We start from the raw sequence: 23,604 nt of genomic DNA, 5'->3' as shown, positions 1-23,604 counted from the left end.
AATTTTCTAAATTAAACAACACCGGCACGCAGCATGTCATGCATATGTACCACACCCAGCAGACGGTCGCCATCGGCCACCATGACGCAGGTAATGTTCTTTTCCTGCATCAGATTCAGGGCATCGACTGCCAGCAGCACCGGGCGAACGCGAATGCCGCCAGGGGTCATCACGTCGGTAATTTTTGCTTCATTGACGTTAACACCCATATCAAAGATACGGCGCAAATCACCATCGGTGAATATGCCTTCGATTTTCATTAAATCGTCGGTGATCACCGTCATACCAAGATTTTTACGGGTGATTTCGAGCAGGGCATCACGCAGTGAGGCATCGCGGCTAACCTGCGGGATTTCACTGCCGGTATGCATGATATCGCTGACTCGTAAAAGAAGTTTGCGACCCAGTGCGCCGCCCGGATGGGACAGGGCAAAATCCTCGGCGGTAAAACCGCGCGCTTCAAGCAGTGCGACGGCAAGAGCATCGCCCATCACCATTACCGCAGTGGTGCTGGTGGTGGGCGCAAGGCCTAACGGACAGGCCTCTTTCGGCACTTTGACACAAATGTGCACGTCTGCTGCTTTACCCATCGAACTTTCGGGATTGGCAGTCAGGCAAATCAAGCGAATATCCAGACGTTTCAGCACCGGGATCAGCGCCAGAATTTCGTGCGACTCTCCCGAGTTGGAAATAAGGATAACGATATCCTGCGTCGATACCATCCCGAGATCGCCGTGGCTGGCTTCAGCCGGATGGACGAAGAAAGCTGGCGTGCCGGTGCTGGCAAATGTCGCGGCCATCTTGCGGGCTACGTGTCCGGATTTGCCCATACCCATCACGATAATTTTGCCGCTGCACTGGAACATCATCTCACAGGCGCGGGTAAAATCGTCGTTGATGTATTGGTCGAGCTGTTCAAGTCCTTCCCTTTCGGTTAACAACACCTGTTTACCGACCTGGACGAAATTAAATTTTTCGTTATCAAATGTTGTCATCGTCAATTCCTGTGACTTTGCCTGAATCGTTCGTTATTTAAACAAATTCTATCAGATCTAAAAGGCAACGCTGGTGGGCATGTAGAAAAGCACCGCCAGATAAGCGATAAAGCCGAACAGCAGCAGCGCGCCTGCCAAATGACCAATCCGATGTTTACGCATCAGGCAAAGTCCGGTGAGCACGACGCTGACAACCAGCATCACCCAATAATCCCGATGGAATGCATCGGGATTAAAATGTCCCGGTGCTACCAGAGCGGGCAGCCCCAACACCAGGCACATATTAAATATATTCGCGCCAATGATATTGCCCAGTGCAATATCGTCTTCGCCTTTTATTGCTCCGGCAATAAAGGTTGCCAGCTCAGGCAGGCTAGTGCCTATTGCTATGACCGTCAGGCCGATGACCAGTTCACTGACGCCAAAATAGCGCGCTATGACCGAGGCGTTATCGACAATCATGTTCGACGCCAGCGGCATGATAATAAAACCCAGAGCCAGCCACAAAAATGCTACTGTATTGCTTCCGTCCTGGGGTAACTCCGCCATTTGTTCACTAGTCAGTGTGTCCTGGCCGATTTTTTGCGAGATCCTGGCAATCTTCACCATTAGCATCAGGAACACCGCTGCAGCAATAATCAGCAACACGCCGTCCCATCGACTAAGCTCACTGTCGCTAAGCACAAAACCACACAGCACAGTAACGACTAACATTAGCGGCAGTTCGCGTCGCAAGATATCAGAACGAACGGAAAGTGGATGAATTAGCGCGGCACCGCCCAAAATCAGAAGAATATTAGTGATATTGGAACCAATGACATTGCCTACTGCCAAATCCATCTGGCCATTTATTGCTGCTGTCGTTGAGACAACCAGCTCGGGCAAGGAAATTCCCACGCCGACGACCGTCATACCAATTATTAGAGGGGGAATGCCGATTGAGGCTGCCAGAACTGAAGCTCCGTACACCAAACGATCGGCGGCATACACTAACAGAAACAAGCCGACAATCATTAGTACACTAGCGAGAAGCATGAAAAATCCTTTATTGGGTATAATGCAATGTTCGTAAGTCTGGCAAGGAACCAAAATAAGTTTGATCAATCTGGTTTCAGGCAAAAGACCCGAGCAGAATTGAATAGGGTTCCATAATAGCGATTACCTTGGCTTCTGACTTTCTGTTTTGACAATTTAATGCTTCCCGATATCGATCCGGCCGCAAAGCATGATTTTGACCGTCTGAGGCTTAAAAGTAAATCAATGGCAACTTTGGTAACGCAATCGCGGTAAGTTTTTGTAAAATGTCGGGTGTTGGCAAGCTCGTTTAGGCCAAATTTATAGATAGAGTTCTACCCTTAATGGGATCACATCTTGCGTTCGCCCAGAGGAAGAGACAAATGAGTCAGAGCGAAGCGAATTTGGTGGTCATCAAAGGCATGAGTTTCATGCGCGGTGACCGTCCCATTTTCGAAGAGATAAACATGACCGTGCCCAAGGGCAAAGTGACCGCAATCATGGGGCCATCGGGGATCGGTAAAACAACCTTGCTACGATTAATCGGCGGACAACTTACGCCGGACAGTGGGGAAATTTGGTTTGATGGTGAAAATATTCCTGCGCTGTCTCGCCGTAAGTTGTACGAATCTCGCAAGAAAATGAGCATGCTGTTCCAGTCTGGTGCGCTATTCACTGACCTGACTGTGTTCGAAAATGTTGCCTTTCCGCTGCGCGAGCACAGCAAGCTGCCGGAAGAACTGCTCCGAACTACTGTGCTGATGAAGCTCGAGGCAGTAGGGTTGCGCGGTGCGGCTGAACTGATGCCTGCGGAACTTTCTGGTGGCATGGCGCGTCGTGTGGCGTTGGCGCGTTCAATTGCCCTGGATCCCGAACTGATTATGTTCGATGAGCCTTTCGTCGGCCAGGATCCGATCACCATGGGCGTGCTGGTCAAGCTTATCGACGAGCTTAACCATGCGCTGGGCGTCACCTGCATCGTTGTTTCGCACGATGTGCCTGAAGTCCTCAGTATTGCTGACTATGCTTATATCGTTGCTGCTCAGCATGTTATCGCTGAAGGGACGACCGAGGAATTGCAAAATAATCCAGATCCACGCGTTCGCCAGTTCCTCGACGGGATCGCCGATGGACCGGTGCCTTTCCGTTTCCCTGCCGGTGATTACAAGACCGAGCTGCTTGGATGATGGAGTTGTAAATCAATGTTAATTAGGGCGTTAGCGTCAATAGGCCGCAGCGGTTTGGCAACCTGTGCGTCATTCGGGCGGGCGGGGCAGTTGCTGTTCCGTGCGCTGGTAGGGCGGCCACAGTTTGCCAAACAATGGCCATTATTAGTCAAACAGTTATACAGTGTTGGGGTATTGTCACTGCTGATTATCGTGGTATCTGGCCTGTTTATTGGCATGGTACTGGGTTTGCAGGGCTACCTGGTATTGACCACTTACAGTGCCGAAGCCAGCCTGGGCATGATGGTGGCGCTTTCGCTGCTGCGTGAACTCGGACCGGTTGTTACCGCGCTGCTGTTCGCCGGTCGTGCAGGTTCGGCACTGACTGCCGAAATCGGTCTGATGAAAGCCACAGAGCAGATTTCAAGCCTCGAAATGATGGCAATCGATCCGCTGCGTCGCGTCGTTGCTCCGCGCTTCTGGGCTGGTTTGATCACGATGCCTTTACTTACGGCTATTTTCGTTGCAGTGGGTATCTGGGGCGGATCGCTGGTCGGTGTTGACTGGAAAGGTATCGACAGCGGCTTTTTCTGGTCAGCGATGCAAAATGCCGTAGAGTGGCGTCAGGATTTGCTCAACTGTCTGATTAAAAGCGTTGTTTTTGCCATTACCGTGACCTGGATAGCGCTTTTCAATGGTTATGATGCAATCCCGACCTCTGAAGGGATTAGCCGGGCTACAACTCGTACCGTCGTGCACTCGTCACTGGCGGTGCTGGGTTTGGATTTTGTGCTGACAGCACTGATGTTTGGGAATTGATCCATGAAAACTAAAAAGAGTGAAGTCTGGGTTGGGGCATTTATGCTTATCGCATTCTGTGCCGTGTTGTTCATCTGTCTGAAAGTCGCTGACATTCAGTCATTTGGCTCCGATCCGACCTACCGTATTTATGCTGATTTCGATAATATCGGCGGACTTAAAACTGATTCACCGGTCAAGATTGGCGGCGTGGTCATTGGTCGTGTTAACAAAATCACTCTGGATAAAAATATGTCCCCGCGCGTAGCGATGGATATCGACCAGAAATATAACCAGATCCCAGATACCAGTTCGCTGGCCATCCGGACTTCAGGCCTGCTGGGTGAACAGTTCCTGGCACTGAATATTGGCTTCCAGGATCCGGATATGGGCACCACTATCTTGAAAAATGGCGGCACCATTCAGGACACGAAATCGGCTATGGTTCTGGAAGATTTGATCGGCCAGTTCCTTTACAAAAGCGGCGGTAAAGACGACGCCGCGAAATCGGGTGATGCTTCAGCTACGCCGGATAGTGCTGCTGCGCCTGGTTCTGCCGGGGCTTCACAAGATAGTTCTGCTGCGCCAGATACTGCGCCTGCTCCATCCGCTCCTGCGGCCAAAGGTAATTAAGAGGATTTTTTATGTTTAAACGTTTAATGGTGGTTGCTTTACTGATGATCGCGCCCCTGGCTGCCAATGCGGCTGCTACGGTGGATAAAACTAATCCCTACAGCGTGATGAATGCCGCCGCCAATGCGACCTTTACTGCACTGAAGGCCGATCAGCCACAGATCCAAAAGGACCCAAATTATCTGCGTACCGTAGTGCGTGAACAGCTCCTGCCTTATGTGCAGGTTAAATACGCCGGTGCGCTGGTATTGGGTCGCTATTACAATTCAGCTACTCCAGCTCAGCGTGAAGCCTACTTCAGCGCGTTTAGCGATTACCTGCAACAGGCTTACGGACAGGCGCTGGCGATGTATACCAACCAGTCCTATCAGGTTCAGCCTGCTCAGCCTATTGCCGCGGGCACCAATATCGTTGCCATTCGCGTGACTATTACCGATCCAGGTGGCCGTCCTCCTATTCGTCTTGATTTCCAATGGCGTAAAAACAGCCGTACCAACGAATGGCAGGCTTACGACATGATCGCTGAAGGCGTCAGCATGATCACTACCAAGCAGAACGAGTGGGCAGACATCCTGCGTCAGAAAGGCATCGATGGTCTGACTGAACGTCTGAAATCAGCAGCAGCTCAGCCGATCACTCTGCAGCAGAACAAAAAATGATTAACGGACTGCACTTTGAATCATTGCAGCAATGCCTGATCCTCAGTGGCTGCCTGGACCGAGAAACGCTGCTTCCTCTTTGGGAGCAGCGAGAAAGTCTGCTTAAAGGCGTTACCTGCATTGATGTGGCTCAGCTTGAGCGCGTTGACTCATCAGGTTTGGCGCTGCTGGTGCACCTGCGCGATCTGGCGGGCAAGCACGGTGTTGAATTGCAGATTTCTGGTATCACCGATCGTTTACGTACATTGGTCGAGTTATACAATTTGCAGGGGATAATTCCTCTCGAATCGGAGGGTTAGCAATACCCCTGCGAAAATTTTTCTGCGATAAATCGCTATTCAAAACAGGGCCCCTGTCTGAAACTCTCATGCAGGGGCTTTTTGATGGTTTAAGAGTTGGCCGGATCCCTATAATATGTTCGGCTATGACTTCCCATACGATTAAAGATTAAACGGGTTTTATGGAAACTAACGAAATTAAAGACGTGCTAATGGCTGCACTGGCCCTCGATGAAGCACACGTAACCGGCGATGGCAGCCACTTCCAGGCTATCGTTGTTGGCGCAATGTTTGACGGCATGAGCCGTGTTAAAAAACAGCAGGCCGTATACGCGCCGCTGATGGAATACATTGCCGATAACCGCATCCACGCACTCTCTATCAAGGCTTATACCCCGCAAGAGTGGCAGCGCGATCGCAAGCTCAACGGCTTTTAAGGGTGACGGGCAAGCGTTGCTGCCGGCCATTTTGTTATACCTAAAGAATTTCGATAACAGATAAGAGAGCAATAATGGATAAGTTTCGTGTACAGGGCGGAACCCGCCTGAGTGGAGAAGTCACGATCTCTGGTGCGAAAAATGCCGCACTGCCTATTTTGTTCGCCGCACTGCTCGCTGAAGAACCGGTAGAACTGCAAAACGTTCCGCATTTGAAAGATATTGATACCACCATCAAACTTCTGAACCAGCTGGGTGCTAAAATCGAGCGCAACGGTTCTGTGTGGGTTGATGCAAGCGGTGTTAATGAGTTTCGTGCGCCGTATGATCTGGTAAAAACCATGCGTGCCTCTATCTGGGCGCTGGGTCCTCTGGTTGCGCGTTTTGGCCATGGTGAGGTTTCCCTGCCAGGCGGCTGTGCGATTGGCGCGCGTCCTGTTGACTTGCACATTACCGGTCTTGAACAGCTTGGCGCGAAAATCGTGCTTGAAGAAGGCTATGTCAAAGCTACAGTTGATGGACGCCTGAAAGGTGCGCACATTGTGATGGATAAAGTCAGCGTGGGCGCGACGATTACCATCATGACTGCGGCAACGTTGGCAGAAGGTACCACTGTTATCGAGAATGCAGCCCGTGAGCCGGAGATTGCCGACACCGCTGCGTTCCTCAATGCAATTGGCGCCAAAATCTCTGGCGCGGGTACCGATCAAATCACTATCGAAGGCGTTGCTCGTCTCGGCGGCGGCGTTCACCGTATCGTGCCAGACCGTATCGAAACCGGCACTTTCCTGGTAGCTGCAGCGATTTCTGGCGGTAAGGTTGTTTGTCGCGAAACCCGTCCAGACACTCTGGATGCGGTATTGGCCAAACTGCGCGAAGCGGGTGCCGATATTGAAACCGGTGAAGACTGGATTAGCCTGGATATGCACGGCAAGCGTGCGAAGGCCGTTACTCTGCGTACCGCGCCACATCCGGGCTTCCCGACCGATATGCAAGCCCAGTTCAGCCTGCTGAATCTGGTTGCTGAAGGTACGGGTGTGATAACCGAAACCATCTTCGAAAACCGCTTTATGCATGTACCAGAATTGATTCGCATGGGCGCACACGCTGAAATCGAAAGCCACACTCTGATCTGCCACGGCGTTGAAAAACTGTCTGGTGCTCAGGTAATGGCCACCGACCTGCGCGCCTCTGCCAGCCTGGTGCTGGCCGGATGTATTGCAGACGGCGTGACTATCGTTGACCGCATCTATCACATTGACCGTGGTTATGAACGCATTGAAGATAAGCTGCGTTTGTTAGGTGCCAAGATCGAACGTGTGAGTGGCGCAGAATAATCTGCAATATTTGCCGTTAAAACTGTTGTTTTAAGATAAATAAAAAGCCGGCTAGGGAAACCTTACCGGCTTTTTTATATGTTTAATTAACAAATTATAATTCTTATTAATGGATGGTTGTTTCAGCGTAATAAGCAAGAAAAATATCGCTTGCACGATAATCTAATGTTAATGTCTTGGGTTTTATAAACATTCAAAAAATTGGCATGCCATTGCCTAACGTTCAGAACTTAATATACCTTCCTTTGCCTATTAACTGGCATTAGGTCACCCTGGTGAAGGCATCGGTATGGATTAATTAATCTTAAGGTTATAGCATCAAAGTGAATAGATAAACCGTAATGACTACGCTATCGCCAATTATCAATATAGGGTAATTGGGTGGCTGATTTACATGAACTCTAATCAGGATGGATAATTAAATGGAATTAATCGTTAGCGATATATCAAGTATTAAAGAAGAGCAAACTATCATTGATAACCTGTGGGAATATAATTCTCACGTAACGCCTGTCGATATAAAGCCTTTACGCGTAGTAGCGAAAAATGAAAGCGGCGATATAGTTGGCGGGTTACTCTCCAGGACCTGGTGGGGTGGGCTGGACATTCAGTATCTTTGGGTCGCGCAAGAGAATCGCAAAATGGGGCTAGGAAAAAGGCTTATGCAAACCGCGCAGCTTGAGGCAATTGGTCGAGGCTGCCATATGGCCTATGTCGACACTTTCAGTTTTCAGGCGCTGGGATTTTATCAACGTTTGGGGTTCAGGCAGTATGGTGAATTGGCAGAGTTCGCTCATCAGCATACTCGATTTTATTTATCTAAAAGATTGAGTTTAGATAATTTAAGTGAATTATTAGTTCAGTGGCATGACGAAAATGATAAGTAATCATCAGGTTATTGAAAATACGATCGCGATGATCGAACGCTTGGATGAACCCTGGGGCATAAAAGATAGCACTTCAAATCATCTTTATATGAATATGGCAGCGCTTCGTTATACCAATACTCCAGACACTTTTGATGTCGAAGGAAAGCTTGATAACGAGTTTCCGACAGAATGGAGCGAGCTTGCAGATGATCTGCAAGAACATGACAGGCTCACGGCAGAAATGTTTCGGCGGGTTACAGTTATAGAAACGCATTATTGGAATGGAAATTCCTTCATAGCACCTTACATTAGCGAGAAGATCCCGCTTTTTGGTCAATCAGATAAATGTATTGGGACTTTATGGAATGCGCGGGAAGTTCACACGCACTCCCCGTTAATTTATATCAATCAACAAAAGCCATCTATTTTAACCACTCAGGCTTCCGTTGAGTTATTTAAAACTAAAGAGTTACATGTAATTTTCCTGTTATTACAAAATTTATCCTGTAAAGATATGGCAAAGATATTAAATGTTTCCCACAGAACCATCGAAGCTAGATTAAATATCCTTTATCAGAAGTCTCACGTTCACTCTATGCACCAGCTTAAAGAGTTTTGCAGGAACCTTGGATTAGACAAATATATCCCCGATTCTCTGTTATCAAAAGGTATTCAATTTATTTAGGGAATAAGATAACGATGAGTTTAATAGAAAATTATCCTGTAAGCCGTGTGCCTATCGGAGAAAGACTATCATTTTTAAGTGTGACATTAGTTCATGCTGGCATGTTGACTGCTTTAGATCAATTTATGTTGGGTGCCGTACTCGGCCATTCAATGACACTGACCGATGCTTTTTTAGCGATCTTTATTGCCAGTGTTATCTTCGGCATCGTGACCTTCGCAGTGGGTTATGCAGGAATGAAAGAGGGGCTTTCAAGCAGCTTGTTGTCACGCTGGTGTGGTTTTGGGCGAGTCGGTTCACTGTTTGTTAGCCTGGTGATTGCTGTAAGCCTATTAGGCTGGTTCGGCGTGCAAAATGCAGTATTTGCCAAGGGTTTAAATTACGCCTTAAACGACAGATTTGGTTTCGCCTGGTCTGCGACTTTCTCCGGCCTGTTTCTTACTATTTTGGTCGCCTTTGGCTTCAAAGCGCTAAGGTTTACCGCACGGATCGCCGTGCCGCTTTTTATTGCTGTCATTGTAACGGTCTCTATTCTTATTCTAAGCGGGCACAAAAGTAGTGAGCTTGTTAGCGCAATACCCGCCGGGGTTTCCATGTCCGTGCCTGCCGGCATCACCATGATTATTGGCGGATGCATTGTTGCCAGCCTGATTACGCCGGATATGAGCCGCTATTCAAAAAGCGGACGGCATGTTTTCTGGATGACGATTGTTTCGATTATTATTGGCGAATTTATAATTAATGGTCTGGCGATATTATTGGCGAGGGCTGTCAAAAGCGCCGATGTGGTGAGCATTATGGCTGAAACAGCAGGGGGAATAGGCCTTCTGGTCGTGGTGTTTTCTACGTTGCGGGTTAACGATATCAATCTCTATTCTTCATCACTCGGCATTGCTAATTCAATTTTCGCGATTACAGGTAGAAAAGTTAACTTCACTGCAATTATTTTAACCGTCGGCTGTATAGGAACCGGTCTTTCGGTCGCTGGAATTTTAGACCGATTCATAGACTTCCTTACCCTGCTTGGTGTGGTCTTCCCGCCATTGTTAGGTGTGATGATAGTCGATTATTACTTTCTTAAATCCAGCAGGGCATTGTTAAAAGCAAGCCGCCTTCAGGGAAAGCTGCCTGAAGATGAGCACATTCCCACAATCGGTTGGACGGCGATTGTATGCTGCGTCATAGGCGGAGCTGTAGGTTTTACAACGTCCTGGGGCATTCCGGCTCTTAATTCGCTTTTAGCGGCGAGCCTCCTTTACTGGGTTATAGGTATTTTCTTTAAAAAGTAAAAAGCCGGAAGAGTTTCCTCTTGCCGGCTTTTTAATGGCTTTTATCTGAGAATATCGGCGGTTTAGTGCTCCGGATATTCCTGGATAGTAACCTGTAGGGTGATTTGCTTGCCGTTGCGGTTTATTACCACCGGGATCACCGCACCCGGGCGGATCTCGGCTACCTGGTCCATGGTTTCAATCGCCGAAATGGCTGGTCGATTATTGACGCTGACAATGACGTCTTGTACCTGGATACCGGCGTTGGCGGCTGGGCCATTTGGTGTAACTTCATTCACCACAATACCCTGTAAATGATCGACATTGGCAGTTGGACCATGCAGGGGAGAAGCTTCGCGCCCAGTAATACCGATATAGCCGCGAATAACGCGACCATCGCGGATCAGCTTGTCCATGACTTTGGTTGCCAATGCGGTCGGGATGGCAAATCCGATGCCTTCTGGCGCTGGCCCATCTTTATTTTGATCAAACGACAGGGTGTTGATACCCATCAGCTCGCCAAGAGAGTTCACCAGCGCACCGCCAGAGTTGCCCTGGTTGATGGCTGCATCAGTCTGCAAGAAATTCTGACGGCCAGAAGGGCTAAGGCCAATTCTACCCGTGGCGCTGATAATGCCCTGCGTGACAGTTTGCCCGATATTGAAAGGGTTACCAATTGCCATCACCACGTCACCGACGCGAGGCATGCGTTTAGCGTTAATCGGGATCACTGGCAGATTGGTGGCATCAATTTTCAGTACCGCCAAATCAGTCAGGCTATCCGATCCGACCAGAAGTGCATCAAAAACGCGTCCATCCTGCAAGGCGACAATGATTTGGTCGGCATTATTGATCACGTGTTTGTTAGTCAGTATGTACCCTTTATCGTTCATGATAACGCCTGAACCCAGAGTACGTATCTGTAACTGATTTTGCGTGGAATCGCCCATGTTACGGTTATAAACGTTGACTACCGCAGGCGCAGCAAGGCGAACCCCCTCGTTGTAACTGGCAGGCTGTTCACTATGATGGCTAAAATCATGCTCAAACATCGGTTCTACGATGGTTTTACGCAGCTTTGGCACGACGGCCAGCAAAATGGCGGCAACAATAAGACCGATGAGTGCGGATCGCAATAGCTTAACAAACATGAGGTTTTTGGGGTCGTAAGAAAATGTACTTGAAGGATAGCATGAAGTGTTTGGGCGTAGTCTACACTACGCCCAAATTATGTTACGGCATCAACAAATAAATGCTCTGGCCTTTACGCATCACGCTAATGGCGATGAGGTCCGGTTTGCTTTCCAGAACTTTACGGAAAGCATCGAGGTTGTCGATTGGTCCACGATTGACCGCCACAATGACGTCACCCGCCTGGAATCCAACCTGATCCGCCGGTGAACCTTTGACGACATCATCAACCTGCACGCCTTTGCCCGTTTTGCTATCAACATTGCTTAGCGTGGCACCGGTCAGCGCCGGATTGATTTTTGCCAATTCCACGACAACTTCAGGACTTGCGCCCAAGGTAACGTTGACGTCCATTGCTTTGCCGTCGCGCAGAACACCCAACTTCACAACAGCACCCGGGCCGAGGGATCCTACTTTTGCGCGCAGCTCGGCAAAGCTGCTCAGAGCCTGGCCGTCGAGAGTCACCACCACATCACCGGATTTAATTCCGGCTTTGGCAGCGCCAGAATCTGGTAACACTTCATTGACGAACGCACCGCGCTGGCTGTCGAGCTTGAATGCCTTGGCCAGGTCCGAGGTCATCTCGCTACCGCGGATACCCAGCAGACCGCGCTTCACCTGACCAGACTCAATCAGCTGCTTGCTGAGATTCTTGGCCATGTTGATAGGGATAGCAAAGCCAATCCCCATGCTGCCACCTTGAGATGAAAGGATGGCGGTATTGATGCCAATCAGCTCGCCGTTGAGGTTAAGCAGCGCGCCACCCGAGTTGCCGCGGTTAATTGAAGCATCGGTCTGAATAAAGTTTTCCAGACCTTCGAGATTCAAACCGCTGCGGCCCAGCGCAGAAATAATGCCTGAGGTTACGGTTTGCCCCAATCCGAAAGGATTACCAACGGCCACGGCGAAGTCACCAACGCGCAGTTTATCAGAGTCTGCCATCGGGATTTGAGTCAGGTTTTTAGCGTCTTTCAGCTGAATGATGGCGATGTCGGACTGGTCATCTTTGCCAATCAACTTGGCGTCGTACTCACGGCCATCATTAATTTGTACGGTAATTTTGTCGGCGTTGCTGACGACGTGATTATTGGTCAGCACATAGCCCTTGGCGGCGTCGATAATCACGCCCGATCCCAAGCCTTCAAATTTCTGGCCGCCCTGCTGCTGAGCGGGGGCATCCGGGCCAAAGAAGAATTTAAACTGTGGTGGTACCTGATCGCTTGGCGGCTGGGTACCAGATACTTGCACGCTGACCACTCCCGGCAGCACTTTTTGCAGCATTGGGGCCAGGCTGGGCAGAGTTTGTCCCTCAACGGCAACGGGCAGGGCAGCGTTAGCTATCTGAAAAGAAGAGAGGCTTAATCCAAGGCTGATAGCCAGTGCACTGAGTAGAAATGATTTTTTCATTTGGATCACTCTCCGAGAATTACTGCAGATGACGTGCCAAAAAGAGCCAGTGACTGAGGCCACTGGCTTGATGCTACTTATTTGCGGATTGGGCGATCGCCAGTACGCAGCAGGCCTGAAGCACCGTCGGAGTAGTCGCGAGGCATTTCAACCGGAGCCTGATCGTTATCGGCTTCAGAGCCGGTCAGGCGATAGTTGAACGGATTGTCCTGCACAGGCTGGTCTGGTAACAGGTTGTTGGAACTTTTCGCCATGTGCTGGTAAAGCTGACGATAGTCTGTCGCCATATTATCAAGCAGCTCGGCGCTGCGAGCAAAGTGCCCCACCAACTCCTGGCGGTACTCTTCAAGCTCGGCCTTGCTCTTGTCGATCTCGTTTTGCATCACTTGCTGATCGCGTAATTTACGATTGCCAAAGCGCATCGCTACCGCCCCAATGACGATACCGACCACTAATCCAATGAGCGCGTACTCCCAAGTCATAATAACTCCTATTATTGACAACATTGTCCTGTAGGGCTTTTTGGCGTAACTTTCTTACCAATCTTTTTAAACAAAACTTTTACATGGCAAGCTTTACGTCAAACAGATAACCACTATAACCGTTAACCTTGGGTTAGTGGAATCCTGTGGTAACTTTCGCAGCGGCTCGGTGTGGCTTCAGATGCGCCAAGTGCAGCAAAAGCGGCGAAATAGTGGAAAAATCTGTGTTAAACGTCATGAAAACATCGCCACGAATAACTGAAAATATTTTCTCAGGGACGTTCAATATCATGCAATCAAAAACACCGCTTACCTCTTATCAGACTGCACTTGATGCCGGAGAGTTCCAGCCGGATGCTGTACAAAAGCAGGCTGTGACTCGTCTTGACGCCATTTATCAGGAATTGGTAGCGAAAAAACCAGCAGAATTGCCCGAAAGCAGCGGCTGGTTAGGTAAGTTATTTAAAAAGAATTCGGCCAAGGCGACGATTCGCCCGGTGCAGGGTCTCTACATGTGGGGCGGAGTGGGGCGCGGTAAAACCTGGCTGATGGACATGTTTTTCCATAGCTTGCCGGGCGATCGTAAAATGCGGTTACACTTTCACCGCTTTATGCTGCGTGTGCATGAGGAGCTGACCGAGCTGCAAGGCCATTCAGATCCATTGGAACTGATTGCCGACCGTTTCAAACAGGAAACGGACGTGCTGTGCTTCGACGAATTCTTTGTTTCGGATATTACCGACGCGATGCTGCTGGCTACGCTTTTACAGGCGCTGTTCGCCCGGGGGATCACGTTGGTCGCAACCTCTAACATCCCACCGGATAATCTCTATCGCAATGGGCTGCAACGAGCGCGCTTCCTGCCTGCCATCGCGTTGATTAATGAATTCTGTGATGTGATGAACGTCGATGCCGGCATCGACTATCGGCTGCGGACGCTGACCCAGGCCAATCTTTGGCTGACACCGCAAGCAGGTCAGACGTTGAATGATCTTGCAGCCCCGATGCAGCAGATGTTTGGCAAGCTGGCGGGTAAATCTGGTGAACCAGCCGTTTTGCAGGTTAATCATCGCCCTCTCAAGGCTATTTCCTCTGCGGATGGCGTACTCGCGGTTGATTTCCATACCTTGTGTGAAGAAGCGCGCAGCCAGCTCGACTACATTGCGCTTTCAAAGCTCTATCACAGCGTGATATTGCATAATGTGCCGGTGATGAACGCCGATCAGGAAAATGCCGCACGTCGCTTCCTGGCGCTGGTGGACGAGTTTTACGAACGTCACGTCAAGCTGGTAGTTTCAGCAGAAATGCCAATGTACGAGATTTATCGTGGCGAGCGTCTGAAGTTCGAATATCAGCGCTGTTTGTCACGTTTGCAGGAAATGCAAAGTGAAGAATATCTTGCTCGCGAGCATCTCCCTTGAGGCTGGCGAAATAGTGCGCAATAAATGTTCATCTTCGATACAATGGAGAAAGCAAAAAACTTCACTTTTTTCCAAAAAAGGGTTCGATTTTTGCTGGGGACTTCTCTATAATCTTGCGACCCCACGTTACAACAAAGTTTTTTTCCCGAAACTTTATAGTGCCGGCAATGGCTATTCGAAGGGGTAGGTTTGCTGGACTGATGGTCGTGTGAACCTCCAATACTTATTTTGTAAACTGTGTTTGAAAAAATGTAGTTTATAAAACATATAGGCGTTTGGGTGTTCGCCAACGTGTAACTTAAATTGGGTAAGCTTTTAATGAAAACTTTTACAGCTAAACCGGAAACAGTACAGCGTGACTGGTTCGTAGTTGACGCAAGCGGCAAGACCTTAGGTCGCCTGGCCACTGAACTGGCTCGCCGTCTGCGTGGCAAGCATAAAGCGGAATACACTCCGCACGTTGATACTGGTGATTACATCATCGTTCTGAACGCAGAAAAAGTTGCTGTAACCGGCAACAAGCGTAACGACAAGATTTATTACCATCACACCGGCCACATCGGTGGTATCAAACAAGCGACCTTTGAAGAGATGATTGCTCGCCGTCCTGAGCGTGTGATTGAGCTCGCGGTTAAAGGCATGCTGCCGAAGGGTCCGTTGGGTCGTGCAATGTACCGTAAACTTAAAGTTTACGCGGGCAATGAGCACACTCATGCGGCACAGCAACCGCAAGTTCTTGACATTTAATCGGGATTATAGGCAATGGCTGAAAATCAATACTACGGCACTGGTCGCCGCAAAAGCTCCGCAGCTCGCGTTTTCATCAAACCGGGTAGCGGTAACATCGTAATCAACCAGCGTAGCCTGGAACAGTACTTTGGTCGTGAAACTGCCCGCATGGTAGTTCGTCAACCTCTGGAACTGGTCGACATGGTTACCAAATTTGACCTGTACATCACTGTTAAAGGTGGTGGTATTTCTGGTCAGGCTGGTGCTATCCGTCACGGTATCACCCGTGCACTGATGGAATATGACGAAACTCTGCGTGGCGAACTGCGTAAAGCAGGCTTCGTTACTCGCGATGCTCGTCAGGTTGAACGTAAGAAAGTCGGTCTGCGTAAAGCACGTCGTCGTCCTCAGTTCTCCAAGCGTTAATTTGCCTCCTGCTTCGGCAGAGGGTTGGGATTTCGGTCCCTTCCAGGCATTACGCTACAAAAACCCGGTCTTGTACCGGGTTTTTTTTCGTCTCAAAATCCTTGTTTTATGCTGCTAATTAGCGCCTGAAAAACATTTCCATACGAAATCGCATCTGACATCCCCACAGAACGAGCAAAATCTGGTAAACTATCACACACTTTTGCGCCTGTTCGCCGAGCCGTGAACCTTGCTGAACTTGCTGGCTCTGTTCCCCCGCTTTGGCTTATCTACGAAACTGTGGGTTACAGGTGAAATGTGCCCGAACTACGATGGGCATGATTATTCAGGATAGCAGCCTGATAGTGGCTATTCGCAGTATAATTCTAGATAAACTTGGAGGTTTTCATGGCTGTCGCTGCCAACAAACGTTCGGTAATGACGCTGTTTTCTGGCCCGACCGACATTTTTAGCCATCAAGTACGTATCGTACTGGCGGAAAAAGGTGTCAGTGTCGAGATAGAGCAGGTAGAAATGGATCACCTGCCACAGGATCTTATTGACCTCAACCCGTACCGCACTGTGCCTACGTTGGTCGATCGTGAGCTGACCCTTTTCGAATCCCGCATCATCATGGAATACCTTGATGAGCGTTTCCCGCACCCACCGCTGATGCCGGTTTATCCGGTTGCCCGTGGTGAGAGCCGTCTGATGATGCACCGCATCGAAAACGACTGGTATTCTCTGCTGCGTCAAATCGAGCAGGGTTCTGCTGCCGAAGCCGATGCAGCTCGCAAGCAACTGCGTGAAGAGCTGCTGGCTATCGCGCCAATCTTCTCTTACATGCCTTACTTTAAGAGCGAAGAGTTTAGCCTGGTCGATTGCTACCTGGCTCCGCTGCTTTGGCGTTTGCCAGAGTTGGGCATTGAGTTGTCTGGTGCCGGTTCTAAAGAGCTTAAGGTCTATATGACTCGCGTATTCGAGCGTGATGCATTCCTGGCGTCTTTGACTGAGCCAGAGCGTGAAATGCGTCTGAACGGTGGCCGGGGTTAAGTTATGGAGATGACAGAGATGTCTCCTCGCCGTCCCTTCCTGCTGCGTGCGTTCTATGACTGGTTGCTCGACAACCAGTTAACGCCGCATCTGGTGGTCGATGTCACCCAGCCGGGTGTGAGTGTGCCGATGGAATTTGCTCGTGATGGGCAAATTGTTCTCAATATTGCGCCGCGTGCGGTTGGCAGCCTTGAACTTGGCAACGCCGATGTCCGTTTTAATGCACGTTTTGGTGGCGTTCCGCGCGAGGTTTTCGTACCTATCGCTGCGGTATTGGCTATCTACGCGCGCGAGAACGGCGCAGGCACTATGTTTGAACCTGAGCCGGGTCTTGATGGCGAGGGTGAATTCGAGCACCTTGAAGAGCAAAATACTGAACCGACTATGTCAGTGATCGACGGCGATCTGCCCGATAACGCTGAAGACGGTGATGATGAGCCGCCAACGCCGCCACGCGGTGGGCGTCCATCGCTGCGCGTCGTTAAATAAACAGCGTCGCAGTTCAGAGCATAAAAAAAGAGACCGCATTTGCGGTCTCTTTTCACATCTACAGTTCGCGAAGTTTTAGACTTCCAGGAAGCACATAATACCGTCAGCGGCTTTACGGCCTTCTGCGATCGCTGTGACTACCAGGTCTGAACCACGAACCGCATCGCCACCAGCGAAGATTTTCGGGTTGCTGGTCTGGAAGGCGTTTTCGCTGCCTTCTGGTGCCAAAATACGGCCCTGATTATCCAGCTCAACGTCGTGAGCGGCCAGCCATTCCATCTTGTGTGGACGGAAGCCAAACGCCATTACAACGGCATCGGCATCCATTACATGCTCAGAACCAGCAACGATTTCAGCACGGCGACGGCCCTGAGCATCTGGAGCACCCAGTTCGGTACGCGCCATGCGAACACCCGACACGCGGCCAGAGTCGTTCAGCTCAATGCTCAGCGGTTGCAGGTTGAATTTGAATTCAACGCCTTCTTCGCGGGCATTTTTCACTTCGCGGCGTGAGCCTGGCATGTTTTCTTCATCACGACGATAAGCACAGGTTACTTCGGTCGCACCTTGGCGAATCGAGGTACGCACGCAGTCCATCGCGGTATCGCCACCGCCCAGAACTACCACGCGTTTGTGCTCCATGCTGACGTATGGCTCGTCTGGCTGGGCTTCAAATTTCATCAGCTGTTTAGTATTGGCAATCAGGAATGGCAGAGCGTCGTACACACCCGGCGCATCTTCATTCTCCAATCCACCGCGCATAGACTGATAAGTCCCCACGCCCAAGAATACGGCGTCGTATTCTTCCAGCAGTGCATCCATGGTCACGTCTCTGCCGACTTCAGTATTGAGTTGGAACTCGATACCCATTTCGGTGAATATTTCGCGCCGCGTGGTCATCACTGATTTTTCCAGCTTGAACGAAGGAATGCCGAAGGTCAGCAGCCCACCGATTTCAGGATGGCGATCGTAAACTACTGCCTTGACGCCGTTACGGGTCAGCACGTCGGCACAGGCCAAACCTGCCGGACCTGCACCGATAATCGCTACACGTTTACCGGTAGGGTGCACATGAGACATATCAGGACGCCAGCCCATCTCGATCGCTTTATCATTGATATAGCGCTCAATATTACCGATGGTGACGGCTCCAAATTCGTCGTTCAGCGTACATGAACCTTCGCATAGGCGATCCTGCGGACAAACGCGCCCGCAGACTTCTGGCAGACTGTTAGTCTGATGCGCAAGATCTGCCGCTTCCATGATACGCCCCTCATTGGCCAGCTTCAGCCAGTTAGGGATGTAGTTATGGACCGGGCACTTCCACTCGCAATAAGGGTTACCACAAGACAGACAGCGGTCCGCCTGTGATGCAGCCTGGGTTGCCGAGAACGGCTCATAAATTTCGACAAACTCAATTTTACGGATCTTAAGCGGTTTCTTTGGCGGATCAACGCGCTGTAAGTCGACAAATTGATAAACGTTTTGACTCATCTTAACCTCTTACTGCGCTTGAACCCGCAGCTCGGCTGCGGAACGACTACGGTGACCCAACAATGCTTTAACATCACTGGACTTTGGTTTTACCAGGGCAAATTTAGGCGCCCATTCAGGCCAGTTCGCCAAAATCTCTTCACCACGGGTCGACGCGGTCAACTGTACGTGTTCGGTAATCAAACCACGCAAGTGTTCTTCATGGATTGCCAAATCTTCAACCTCGAGCACTTCGACCAGCTCAGGGTTAACGCGCTTGCGGAACTCGCCGTCTTCATCGAGAACGTAAGCGAAACCGCCGGTCATGCCTGCACCGAAGTTCACGCCGGTACGACCCAGAACGCAGACGATGCCGCCCGTCATGTATTCACAGCCGTTATCGCCGATACCTTCAACCACGGTGATAGCGCCGGAGTTACGCACTGCAAAACGCTCACCTGCACGACCCGCTGCAAACATCTTGCCGCCGGTTGCACCATACAGGCAGGTATTGCCGACAATGCTGGCTTCGTGACTGCGGAATGCCGATCCAATTGGAGGACGGATTGCAATACGCCCGCCGGCCATGCCTTTACCCACATAGTCGTTCGCATCGCCGGTCAGCATCAGGTCAACGCCGCCTGCGTTCCAGACGCCGAAGCTCTGGCCAGCCGTGCCGTTGAAGTTGATGCGCACTGGATCTGCCGACATTCCCTGATCGCCGTGCTTCTCGGCGATAGCGCCAGAAAGCAGCGCGCCAACAGAACGGTCGGTGTTGCGAATATCAAAGTAGAACGCCTTGCTCTGCTTCGCTTCAATGTGCGGTGCAGCCTGCTCCAGAATATCTTTGTTCAACTGACCTTTATCAAAGGCTGGGTTGCTCTCGGTGCAGTACACCGCCTTGCCCGGATGCGGGGTCGCGGTAACCAGCAGAGGAGACAAGTCCAGCTTGTTCTGTTTCGCAGTAAAACCGTCCAGCTCGACCAGTAAATCAGTACGACCAATCAAGTCTACCAGCTGGCTGACACCCAGCTCGGCCATGATTTCGCGGGTTTCCTGTGTAATGAACTTGAAGTAGTTCACTACGCGCTCAGGCAAGCCGTGATAATGGTTGCGGCGCAGTTTTTCGTCCTGGGTTGCCACACCGGTTGCGCAGTTGTTCAGATGACAAATACGCAGGTATTTACAACCCAGAGCCACCATCGGGCCTGTACCGAAGCCGAAGCTTTCCGCACCGAGGATTGCGGCTTTAATTATGTCGGCACCGGTTTTCAGACCGCCATCAACCTGCAGACGGATCTTGTGACGCAGGCCGTTGGCAACCAGCGCCTGTTGAGTCTCAACCAGACCCAACTCCCAAGGGCTGCCTGCATATTTCACCGAGGACAGCGGGCTTGCACCGGTACCGCCGTCGTAGCCGGAAATGGTGATCAAATCAGCATAGGCTTTCGCCACACCGGTCGCGATGGTGCCAACGCCTGGTTCAGAAACCAGTTTGACGGAAATCATCGCCTTCGGGTTCACCTGTTTCAGGTCGAAAATCAGCTGTGCCAAGTCCTCGATTGAGTAGATATCGTGGTGCGGCGGAGGTGAAATCAGCGTCACGCCTGGTACGGAATAACGCAACTTGGCGATATAAGGGGTAACTTTATCACCCGGCAACTGACCGCCTTCGCCCGGTTTTGCACCTTGCGCAACTTTGATCTGAATAACGTCAGCATTGACCAGATATGCCGGGGTCACGCCAAAGCGGCCCGAAGCAACCTGCTTGATGCGCGATACTTTATTTGTTCCGTAACGTGCCGGATCTTCGCCGCCTTCGCCCGAGTTGGAACGACCGCCGATGCTGTTCATCGCTTCAGCCAGTGATTCGTGGGCTTCAGGGCTCAGAGCACCGATAGACATCGCCGCCGAGTCGAAACGGGTAAACAGACCTTCAGCCGGCTCAACCTGATCGACAGGAATTGGCGCGCCTTTCGGCGTGATTTTCAGCATGTCACGCAGCATGGAGGCCGGACGTTCGTTGACCAGCTTGGCATACTTTTTATAGTCGTCGTAATCGCCGCTGTTCACTGCCGTTTGCAGAGTCTGCACTACGTCAGGGTTATAAGCGTGATATTCGCCGTCATGCATGTATTTCAACAGACCGCCATTGTCCAGCGTCTTGCGTTTCAGCCAGGCGCGTTTGGACAGATTTTGCAGGTCCATCTGGAAATCACTGTAGCTGGCACCGCCGATACGGCTGACAACGCCAGGGAAGCAGAAGTTGCTCAACTCTTTATGCAGACCCACGGCTTCAAACAAGCGTGCGCAGCGATACGAGGCGATGGTCGAAATGCCCATTTTGGACATGATCTTGTACAGGCCTTTGTTGATGCCGTTACGGTAGTTCAGCATCACTTCACGATAATTTTTATCGATGACGTTTGCGTCAACCATCTTGGCCAGTGTTTCATAGGCCAGATAGGGATAAACGGCGGTCGCACCGAAGCCGAGCAACACGGCAAAATGGTGCGGATCGCGGGCGCTGGCGGTTTCAACAATGATGTTGGCGTCGCAACGCAGGCTCTTCTCGACCAGACGGTATTGCAGCGCACCCACGGCCATTGGCGCAGGCAGCGGCAAACGGTTCTGGGCAATATTACGGTCGGACAGCACCAGCAATACGGCACCCTCACGCACTTTGCGCTCGCCTTCGTCACACAATTGCTTAACAAACTGCTCCATATCCATTTCGGCTGGATCGTAAGTCAAATCCAGAGTCTCGGCGCGGTAGTACTTGCTGTCGAGCGTGGTTAACTGAGTAAAGTCGGAGTAAAGCAGGATCGGCGATTTAAAGCTCAGACGGTGTGCCTGACCTTCGGCTTCGCAGAACACGTTCATCTCGCGGCCAATGCTGGTCGCCAGTGACATGACGTGCGCTTCACGCAGCGGGTCGATTGGCGGGTTGGTAACCTGCGCAAACTGCTGACGGAAATAGTCATAAATGATGCGCGGACGACTGGACAGCACGGCGAAAGGCGTATCATCGCCCATGGATCCGACCGCTTCCTGACCATTCTCACCCAGCACGCGCAGGATGGAGTCCAGCTCTTCGCTGCTGTAGCCAAACTGCTTCTGATAAGTTTCCAGCAGTGAGTCATCAAGCTCGCGCTTGCCTACCTGATCGTCAGGCAAATCTTCGAACGGCACCAGACGCTGAACGTTTTTTTCCATCCACTGCTTGTAAGGGTGACGACCTTTCAGATCGTTGTCCGTTTCTGCAGAATGGTGAATCTTGCCGCTGCGGGTGTCGATAACCATCAGCTCGCCAGGTCCAACGCGGCCTTTTTCAACCACTTCATCCGGCTGGTAATCCCAGATACCGACTTCAGAGGCGCAGGTAATTAGCTTGTCCTTGGTGATAACATAGCGCGCAGGGCGCAGGCCGTTACGGTCAAGGTTACAGGCTGCATAACGACCGTCGGACATTACGATGCCTGCAGGGCCGTCCCACGGCTCCATATGCATGGAGTTGAAGTCGAAGAATGAACGCAGATCCTGATCCATATCCGGGTTCTGCTGCCAGGCTGGCGGTACCAGCAAACGCATGGCGCGCAGCAGGTCCATACCACCGGCGAGGAACAGTTCCAGCATGTTATCTAATGAACTGGAGTCGGAACCCGTTTCATTGACAAACGGAGACGCATCCTGCAGATCGGGGATCAACGGGGTTTTGAATTTGTAAGCACGGGCGCGCGCCCATTGACGGTTACCCGTAATGGTATTGATTTCGCCGTTGTGCGCCAGATAGCGGAACGGCTGGGCCAGCGGCCAGCGTGGAACGGTGTTGGTAGAGAAACGCTGGTGGAACAGGCAAATGGCCGATTCCAGACGCAGGTCTGCCAGGTCAAGATAAAAGCGCGGCAAGTCTATCGGCATGCACAGGCCTTTATAGATATTCACCGCATTGGAGAAGCTACAGATATAGAACTCTTTATCTGGGGTCTCAGTTTCGCTAATGCGTTTTTCAATGCGGCGGCGCGCCATGTACAGGCGACGCTCCATATCACGCGGACGCCAACCGGCAGGCGCGTTGATAAAAATCTGTTCGATGCGCGGCATTGAAGACAGTGCGATCGAGCCGAGAACGTCAGGGTTCGTCGGGACATCACGCCAGCCTACAACCGACAGCGTTTCATTCAGAATTTCTTCTTCGATGATGCGGCGGCTTTCGGCTGCGAGCTCATCATCGTTATTGAGGAAGATCATGCCAACGGCATAGTTTTTCGCCAGGCGCCAGCCGCGCTCTTCGGCGATCATCCGGAAGAAACGATCCGGTTTTTGTAATGACAGACCACAACCGTCGCCAGTCTTTCCGTCAGAAAGAATTGCGCCACGGTGTTGCATACGTGCCAGGCCGTGAATGGCCGTGCGGACGACCTTATGGCTAGGTTCGCCTTCAATATGGGCGATCAGGCCAAAGCCACAGTTATCCTTCTCATGGGATGCATCATATAACATAACGTGAACCTCCCCAGGCTCTGCGAGACTCTCACACCTACTGCGAGGGAGCAAAATAACGGCTGACTCAGCGTTTAACGCACTCTAATGGTGCGATTTTGGCTGACATCCTCCGTCAGTAGCCCCTCGTGACGGTTCTCACAAGTGGAATATGACTTGTTTTAATGAGGGAGTCTTCAATTACTGCATAAATATGACGAGTTGTTTGCTCATCGATTTTTAACTGATAAAGAGTGCTTCCAGCGGACTTCCAACTTAGCGAGAAAGCGTTCTTAGGTCAAATATCGGTTGACGCATTGCCAAAAAGGTCGT

Annotated in this window: 22 protein-coding genes; 15 read left to right on the top strand and 7 right to left on the bottom strand. The window is 50.8% G+C overall.

The window, feature by feature from the left end; all coding sequences use genetic code 11:
- Window positions 1–11: 11 nt before the first annotated feature.
- Both kdsD and AB3G37_RS22045 read right to left on the bottom strand, forming a co-directional pair.
- Complete coding sequence (gene kdsD / locus AB3G37_RS22050; RefSeq protein WP_009634873.1) at window positions 12–995, bottom strand: arabinose-5-phosphate isomerase KdsD; 984 nt, start codon at window positions 993–995, stop codon at window positions 12–14.
- Window positions 996–1,052: 57 nt separating this feature from the next.
- Complete coding sequence (locus AB3G37_RS22045; protein WP_009634872.1) at window positions 1,053–2,030, bottom strand: calcium/sodium antiporter; 978 nt, start codon at window positions 2,028–2,030, stop codon at window positions 1,053–1,055.
- A 362-nt stretch (window positions 2,031–2,392) separates the two neighbouring features.
- On the opposite strand from AB3G37_RS22045, the gene mlaF reads away from it, so the two are divergent.
- The 10 genes from mlaF to AB3G37_RS21995 all read left to right on the top strand — a co-directional run bounded on the left by mlaF (window position 2,393) and on the right by AB3G37_RS21995 (window position 10,160).
- Window positions 2,393–3,196, top strand: a complete 804-nt coding sequence (gene mlaF, locus AB3G37_RS22040; RefSeq protein ID WP_009634871.1) for a phospholipid ABC transporter ATP-binding protein MlaF — start codon at window positions 2,393–2,395, stop codon at window positions 3,194–3,196.
- 15 nt (window positions 3,197–3,211) lie between these two features.
- A complete protein-coding gene (mlaE, locus tag AB3G37_RS22035) occupies window positions 3,212–3,994 on the top strand; it encodes a lipid asymmetry maintenance ABC transporter permease subunit MlaE (RefSeq protein ID WP_009634870.1) in 783 nt (260 codons plus the stop codon).
- Window positions 3,995–3,997: 3 nt separating this feature from the next.
- The gene (gene mlaD / locus AB3G37_RS22030; protein ID WP_009634869.1) at window positions 3,998–4,606 is read left to right on the top strand and encodes an outer membrane lipid asymmetry maintenance protein MlaD; all 609 of its coding nucleotides are present in this window, start codon (window positions 3,998–4,000) and stop codon (window positions 4,604–4,606) included.
- An 11-nt stretch (window positions 4,607–4,617) separates the two neighbouring features.
- Window positions 4,618–5,265 (top strand): phospholipid-binding protein MlaC, encoded by a 648-nt coding sequence (gene mlaC, locus AB3G37_RS22025; protein ID WP_009634868.1) that lies wholly within the window; start codon window positions 4,618–4,620, stop codon window positions 5,263–5,265.
- Window positions 5,262–5,564 (top strand): lipid asymmetry maintenance protein MlaB, encoded by a 303-nt coding sequence (gene mlaB, locus AB3G37_RS22020; RefSeq protein ID WP_009634867.1) that lies wholly within the window; start codon window positions 5,262–5,264, stop codon window positions 5,562–5,564. Before mlaC ends, mlaB begins: the two co-directional genes overlap by 4 nt.
- 161 nt (window positions 5,565–5,725) lie before the next feature.
- Window positions 5,726–5,980, top strand: coding sequence for a BolA family iron metabolism protein IbaG (ibaG, locus tag AB3G37_RS22015; RefSeq protein WP_009634866.1), 255 nt, complete (start codon window positions 5,726–5,728; stop codon window positions 5,978–5,980).
- A gap of 74 nt (window positions 5,981–6,054) precedes the next feature.
- Window positions 6,055–7,317, top strand: a complete 1,263-nt coding sequence (murA, locus tag AB3G37_RS22010; protein ID WP_369789095.1) for a UDP-N-acetylglucosamine 1-carboxyvinyltransferase — start codon at window positions 6,055–6,057, stop codon at window positions 7,315–7,317.
- 422 nt (window positions 7,318–7,739) lie between these two features.
- Window positions 7,740–8,204 (top strand): GNAT family N-acetyltransferase, encoded by a 465-nt coding sequence (locus AB3G37_RS22005; RefSeq protein ID WP_369789094.1) that lies wholly within the window; start codon window positions 7,740–7,742, stop codon window positions 8,202–8,204.
- Window positions 8,194–8,871: a helix-turn-helix transcriptional regulator gene (locus AB3G37_RS22000; RefSeq protein ID WP_369789093.1), complete on the top strand. Its 678-nt coding sequence runs from the start codon at window positions 8,194–8,196 to the stop codon at window positions 8,869–8,871. The genes AB3G37_RS22005 and AB3G37_RS22000 overlap by 11 nt, the downstream gene beginning before the upstream one ends.
- Before the next feature lie 14 nt (window positions 8,872–8,885).
- Window positions 8,886–10,160 carry a cytosine permease gene (locus AB3G37_RS21995; RefSeq protein WP_009634862.1) on the top strand — a complete coding sequence of 425 codons (1,275 nt, stop codon included), beginning with the start codon at window positions 8,886–8,888 and terminating at the stop codon, window positions 10,158–10,160.
- 62 nt (window positions 10,161–10,222) lie between these two features.
- On the opposite strand, the gene degS is transcribed toward AB3G37_RS21995, so the two are convergent.
- The 3 genes from degS to zapG all read right to left on the bottom strand — a co-directional run bounded on the left by degS (window position 10,223) and on the right by zapG (window position 13,219).
- On the bottom strand, window positions 10,223–11,290 hold the full coding sequence (degS, locus tag AB3G37_RS21990) for an outer membrane-stress sensor serine endopeptidase DegS (RefSeq protein WP_009634861.1): 1,068 nt from the start codon (window positions 11,288–11,290) through the stop codon (window positions 10,223–10,225).
- Between the two features lie 82 nt (window positions 11,291–11,372).
- A complete protein-coding gene (locus AB3G37_RS21985) occupies window positions 11,373–12,737 on the bottom strand; it encodes a Do family serine endopeptidase (RefSeq protein ID WP_009634860.1) in 1,365 nt (454 codons plus the stop codon).
- A gap of 77 nt (window positions 12,738–12,814) precedes the next feature.
- On the bottom strand, window positions 12,815–13,219 hold the full coding sequence (gene zapG / locus AB3G37_RS21980) for a Z-ring associated protein ZapG (protein WP_009634859.1): 405 nt from the start codon (window positions 13,217–13,219) through the stop codon (window positions 12,815–12,817).
- A 290-nt stretch (window positions 13,220–13,509) separates the two neighbouring features.
- On the opposite strand from zapG, the gene zapE reads away from it, so the two are divergent.
- From zapE to sspB, 5 genes are all read left to right on the top strand, one after another.
- A complete protein-coding gene (zapE, locus tag AB3G37_RS21975; RefSeq protein WP_369789092.1) occupies window positions 13,510–14,640 on the top strand; it encodes a cell division protein ZapE in 1,131 nt (376 codons plus the stop codon).
- A gap of 318 nt (window positions 14,641–14,958) precedes the next feature.
- Entirely contained in the window at window positions 14,959–15,387 is a 429-nt protein-coding gene (gene rplM, locus AB3G37_RS21970; RefSeq protein ID WP_009634857.1) for a 50S ribosomal protein L13, read from the top strand.
- 15 nt (window positions 15,388–15,402) lie between these two features.
- Complete coding sequence (gene rpsI / locus AB3G37_RS21965) at window positions 15,403–15,795, top strand: 30S ribosomal protein S9 (RefSeq protein WP_009634856.1); 393 nt, start codon at window positions 15,403–15,405, stop codon at window positions 15,793–15,795.
- A 387-nt stretch (window positions 15,796–16,182) separates the two neighbouring features.
- Window positions 16,183–16,827 carry a stringent starvation protein SspA gene (gene sspA, locus AB3G37_RS21960; RefSeq protein ID WP_009634855.1) on the top strand — a complete coding sequence of 215 codons (645 nt, stop codon included), beginning with the start codon at window positions 16,183–16,185 and terminating at the stop codon, window positions 16,825–16,827.
- Window positions 16,828–16,830: 3 nt separating this feature from the next.
- The gene (gene sspB, locus AB3G37_RS21955; RefSeq protein ID WP_369789091.1) at window positions 16,831–17,316 is read left to right on the top strand and encodes a ClpXP protease specificity-enhancing factor; all 486 of its coding nucleotides are present in this window, start codon (window positions 16,831–16,833) and stop codon (window positions 17,314–17,316) included.
- A gap of 75 nt (window positions 17,317–17,391) precedes the next feature.
- Here the strand turns inward: sspB and AB3G37_RS21950 are convergent, their stop codons facing one another.
- Together AB3G37_RS21950 and gltB are read right to left on the bottom strand one after the other, a co-directional pair.
- A complete protein-coding gene (locus tag AB3G37_RS21950) occupies window positions 17,392–18,810 on the bottom strand; it encodes a glutamate synthase small subunit (RefSeq protein ID WP_009634853.1) in 1,419 nt (472 codons plus the stop codon).
- A gap of 9 nt (window positions 18,811–18,819) precedes the next feature.
- Window positions 18,820–23,292 carry a glutamate synthase large subunit gene (gene gltB / locus AB3G37_RS21945; protein ID WP_369789090.1) on the bottom strand — a complete coding sequence of 1,491 codons (4,473 nt, stop codon included), beginning with the start codon at window positions 23,290–23,292 and terminating at the stop codon, window positions 18,820–18,822.
- Window positions 23,293–23,604: the final 312 nt, after the last annotated feature.

This window comes from Rouxiella sp. WC2420, from assembly GCF_041200025.1.
Taxonomy (GTDB): Bacteria; Pseudomonadota; Gammaproteobacteria; order Enterobacterales; family Enterobacteriaceae; genus Rouxiella.
This window is presented reverse-complemented; position numbering and strand designations above follow the sequence as displayed.